Source organism: Pedobacter sp. 01T416_2, assembly GCF_056398925.1.
In genome coordinates, this window is sequence record NZ_JBFTQI010000438.1 from 1 (window position 1) to 4,998 (window position 4,998).

Sequence of the window (4,998 nt, forward strand, 5' to 3'; positions counted from 1 at the left end):
TTGTACGCCCTTGGAGGCGCCAAACTGAAAACCTGGTTTTAAAGGCAATATTTTGAATGCCTGGTTGCCGGGCAGCTTGGCAAAAGTAAATTCCCCTGCAGTACCGGTACGGGCATAGGCGGTGAGCTGGAGTAATTTCCGTTTACCGGCAATATCCAAAGTATAAACCTTTGTAATGCCATTAGCCTTTTCAGTTATATTTTTGATGGTTTCTGTCGGCTCGTCGTTGTAAATACTGTCCTGTGGCAAAATCATTTCCAACCGGACTAAAACACCAGGCGCAGCTTTTTTATTCTCTACGATTTTCCCACTGATATCATACTCGCCCATGCCGAGATTTACCTGGGAGGGGTATGGGCGGGGGTTACTTTGCTCCTGGTCGAATTTAAGCGAATCATCACCGGTATAACCAAGCAATGCCCGGGATGCCAACACCCTTGCTTTAAATGATTCCCCCCCTTTTTTATAGGCCTCATCTGCAGGTAAAAAGTACCTGCGTTTGTTCACTTCGCCAATGTTGTCGAGTTGCTCGGCATTTGGCGTTGCAGATGCAATGGTTTTTTCTATCAGATCAATGTCCCGCTGGTCTTCAAAATAGTAACCTTTTTTAAGTAGGTTACGGATATGTTCGGCAGGTTTTTCCGCATTCAGGTTAACCATGGTGCCGGCTTTTAAGCGTGGCCCAACTTCTTCAAATCTAGGCTGAATAATCGCGTATAATTGGTAGAAGAAGAGTGCGAGAACGGTTGCGGTGGCTAATATGAAGATCCGTTCCTGAGTCCGGCTCACTTTGACAGTTCCTTTATTCTGCTCCATTTTTTGAATCTGCGGTTTTAGGGGTGTTGCCTTTTAGTGTACCAATCTTCATCAGTGCTGCATTTACCGGTTTCCCGTCAGGAAAATGGATGTTATTCTGTACCGGGATTAAACAGTTGGTGAAGGTGACATTTTTGAGTAACAGTACCTGATCTGAAATGGCGATAGCGGTAGCGAAACCTTTAAACTGCAGGCTGTCCAGCTTCAATAGCCTTGATTGAGACAGCATCGCTATGGCTGCACCTTTGTATCCACTATCCGCTTGCAGCACAATGCCCTTTGCGATAACATACAAGGTATCTTTCCGCAGGCGTAAAGTATCGCTGATCAGGACCGGACTTTTAAAAATCGAGTCGGATAGTACCAGCGTGTCCCCCAGGGCATGGTCAAATGCATCTTGAAGTAACTGCTCCTGGCTGTTTCTCACTTTTCGTTTTGGTGATGGACTAAGGGTAGAGACCGTATCTGTAGTGTGCGGGTTCTGCAAATACAAAAATACGGTAGTGCCGAGAAGGATGAGGCATAAAATAACCAGCGCAGTGAACCAATAATTTCTTTTGGGCGCTGCATGAGTTTCCGGTGCTGGGCTTTCAGGCGTCCGTATCGCCTCATTATTTTCTGCTCCTGCGGCTGCATGGGGCTGTTGTGTAAAGTCTGGTCTGGTTGGTATTACCTTTTGGGGCGCTTTGTTGTTCTGCAGCAGCACAACGGTGATGTTGTCGCGCCCGCCGTTTTCATTGGCAAGCGCGATGAGATTGCCTGCTTTTTTAGCAAGTGTATCTCCTTGTAGAAGCAGGGTAGTAATATCCTGCCTGTTTACCATATCGGTCAGCCCATCACTGCATAATAAGAGGAGATCGCCCGGCAGGAAAGGAGATTGACCGGTTTCAATATAGCTCTCATCGGTAGCAATCTGATCGCTGAAACCGATCGCCTTATTAATTTCATTGCGTTTTGGATGCTGCATAGCAGCAGCCTCATCCAATCTTCCCGAATCTTCCAGAAAACCTACAAATGAATGGTCTTTAGAGATTTTAATCAGCGATCCGTCCCGTAGCAGATATAATCTGGTATCGCCAACGTGCGCATAATAAAATTGATTCTGCTCAATATCCGCAATTACCATAGTGGCCACGCAGGCCATTTCGGAAAGTTCTGCCTCTGTTTGCTTTTTGGCAATGATCATTTCATTTGTATTCCTGAATGCGCTGATCATCTGCGAGATTGGATCGGCCGGACGACCTGAGAATTGCATCGAAATCTGTTCCGTAGCAATACCCGCTGCTACTTCGCCGCCGTGATAGCCACCTACACCGTCTATTACAGCTGCCAAAATCAACTGATCGCTGGTGAGGGACTTAACAATAAAGCTGTCCTCGTTGTTGTCTCTGGATTTGCCGGTGTCTGTGAGGCCAAAAAAGTGTTTATCCATTTTTATTACGGGAATTTTTAATGTCTTTAAAATGAACGATCATCAGCGCAACGACCAGTGATAACAATAAAATTGATAGCAGCTGCGACATAAGTTAGGATTTAAATAGGTTTATACCGATTATGCCGTTGAGCAACATCCTGGAGTTCAGCGGCAAAGAAACCCATTGTGGTGAATTAATTTCGCTGCGTGGTACCAAAACCTCGTTCAAAGTAGTAAGTTCGCCGAAAGAAGCTAAATAGAAATTACCGTCTGTTTTGTTATAGCGGATGTGTAGGTGTGGTGAATTGGCCCATTCTGAGGCAATCTTGAAAATATTGGAATCTTCGCGTCCGTCATCATTTCCCGAAACGATAGTATCTTCTGTTTTAATCAGGAACTCTATTTTTTTGCCCGAAAACTGCTTGTCGGGTATGATGGCTTCCAGCCGGCCGAGAACGGCCTGGTCCTTGGACGGGGTCGTATTACCATCAACATATTCCAATTGAGCATCGTATGGGATTTCCATATAGCCTTCGCTGTAGTAAGTGAAGCCCTTTAAAATATCGTTGTTGATATCGAATGTCTGCGCAATACCGGTTTGTCGGGGAATGAATGTTACACGTAAATTTTCCGATTTCTGATTGTTGTCTGGCAGCAGTTTTCCGATAAAACCCTTATCGCCCCTTGCGTAATCCGGATGTGATACCAACCGGAATACCCATTTTGAGCCGGATGGTTCTACATTTTTCCCGGCTTGCCGGTGTTCTCTTAAAATCGCATAGAATTTTTTGACAGTTTCCTGTACGATTAAACCCAAAATCCCTTGTTTATTGTCTATAAATTCACGGTAATCTTCAGCGTTGAAGGTGATAATGAATTCATGATAAAAAACGATGCGATCGGCAAAAGATAATTCCCTGATGGACTCCTTAAATTTATCTACGATAAAGCTGTAGATGGTTTCCGGAGTGAGTTGCGGTGCTTTTTGGTCACTGCTCTTGTTTTCATCGGTTAGAAACCAATCCTGAATACCGATACGCTGCCAGAAATTTGATTTTGTTTCCATAAGTTAGGGTGCCTATGCGGCGGTTAAGGGCAATTGTTTTTAAAAATTAAAACTGTACAGGGCTAACTGAAGTATCAGGTTTAAGGTCTTCTGTGCTATCGGCAGCTTTATCTCTGGCTTTTTTGATCTCCGCGTTAATTGCACTATCCACCAGCCGCTTTGTTGCCGCTGCTTCAGCCAGCTTGCGCTGATTCGCCATTCTCCTTCTTTCCTGTGCTGTGGTATCAACTGCCGGTGGGATCGAATCTATGGTTTGGACAGCTTGCTGTGCCTGTGGCTCGCTGCGAAACTGGGAATAGCCCAGAAAAACAAGCAATCCGATAATTGAGATGATCATAAGGGCAAACGTAAAATGAGGTAACAATATACCGTTTCTTTCTGGGGCCTGCGCTGTACTTTCCAGAGCCAATACCTGTTTACGGAGGGTTTCGTTCTCCGTTTTGAGCGAATCCATAGCTGAATGGTCTATGGGTAAAACATTGCCCGATAAGCTTCCGCTAAGCACCGCTTCATGTAAGGCCATTCCCTCACTGTATCTGAGCATAGGATCTTTCTGCAGGCATTTTTCGATCAGTTTTAGAAGCCAATCCGGAACCTGCATTTCACGGGTTCTCTGTTCCTCGCTCCAGTCCGTGGGTAAGTTTGCCCTGCGCAAGTTAATCACGTCAGGCACTTCACTTTCCATATGACCAATCATTACCRCATTACGCCCTGTATCACTATTTCCAGGTAGAGGAAAGGGAACCTGACCTCCGAGTAATTCATATAAGATGATGCCATAACTGTAAACATCGGTTTGCAGAAGCATTTTGCCTTCATTTTGTTYGGGCGCCATAAACTCCACCGCACCTGCATGCCGGATGCTACTCCTACGCTGCTCCTCACTCATAATGGCAAGTCCAAAATCCAGTAACACATAATTCGCTGTGTGCAAATTGTATTTAACGTTATTACTCTTAACGTCGCCATGTTTTACCCCGAGTTTATGGCAATGCTCAAGGGCAGCAGCGAGGTGTTGTGCCACTTTTATGACTTCGCTTAGCGTAAATATCTTTTGATGTGGGGGTTGGAGCAGCTCACAAAGGTCAGGCCCTTCTATATATTCCATTTCTATAAATGGGAAGGATCCGCTTTCGGTTATGCCGAAACTGAGCATTTTTACAACATTCGGACTGGGATTCTCATTTACCTTTAGCAACTTTGCTACCTCGTTTTCAAAATTGCGGTAATTTTTATCATCGCGGTTCTCGTTGTATATTGGAGTAGGGATTAATTTCACTGCGGAGTAGATTGCACCGATGCGTTTCCCTTTATATACCGATCCTTGTCCGCCCGTTCGCAGCGCTCCTAAATTCTCCAGTCCTTCTGTAATTGTAAATACTTTACTCATATTTCTCCTAATAACAATTATAAGGATTTTTTGTTGCCTATTAATAATATAAATATGATGGAGGCTTACACAGCCTAATCCTTTTTTTGCCTGGCCAGGAGGAAATTCCTACTGTTGCCGGCAGTCCCCGATGTATAACATCGGTTGTTTGAAATAATAACTGACGTTGCTAAAATAAAGTATCCAGGTTTCATCTTATTTATGGAGCCATTATTATGCCAGAACCCAGAGTGGTAAGGCAACAAGGTCATTAGTACGATTAAAAAGTGGTGGGTCCGAACTTTCACCAACTCATCTATTGAATTATATGCG

The 4,998-nt window shown here is 44.5% G+C and carries 3 protein-coding genes and 1 pseudogene; all 4 read right to left on the bottom strand.

Translation table 11 applies throughout. The features are described from left to right. Positions 1–816: pseudogene (locus AC1DPQ_RS17355) on the bottom strand (hypothetical protein); the annotation flags it as partial. Further along, positions 803–2,248 carry a PP2C family protein-serine/threonine phosphatase gene (locus tag AC1DPQ_RS17360; RefSeq protein ID WP_477610362.1) on the bottom strand — a complete coding sequence of 482 codons (1,446 nt, stop codon included), beginning with the start codon at positions 2,246–2,248 and terminating at the stop codon, positions 803–805. The gene AC1DPQ_RS17360 and the pseudogene AC1DPQ_RS17355, both read right to left, overlap by 14 nt. A gap of 94 nt (positions 2,249–2,342) precedes the next feature. Then, positions 2,343–3,296 carry a hypothetical protein gene (locus AC1DPQ_RS17365; protein WP_477584866.1) on the bottom strand — a complete coding sequence of 318 codons (954 nt, stop codon included), beginning with the start codon at positions 3,294–3,296 and terminating at the stop codon, positions 2,343–2,345. Positions 3,297–3,342: 46 nt separating this feature from the next. Further along, a complete protein-coding gene (locus AC1DPQ_RS17370; RefSeq protein ID WP_477610363.1) occupies positions 3,343–4,686 on the bottom strand; it encodes a serine/threonine protein kinase in 1,344 nt (447 codons plus the stop codon). Between the last annotated feature and the right edge of the window lie 312 nt (positions 4,687–4,998).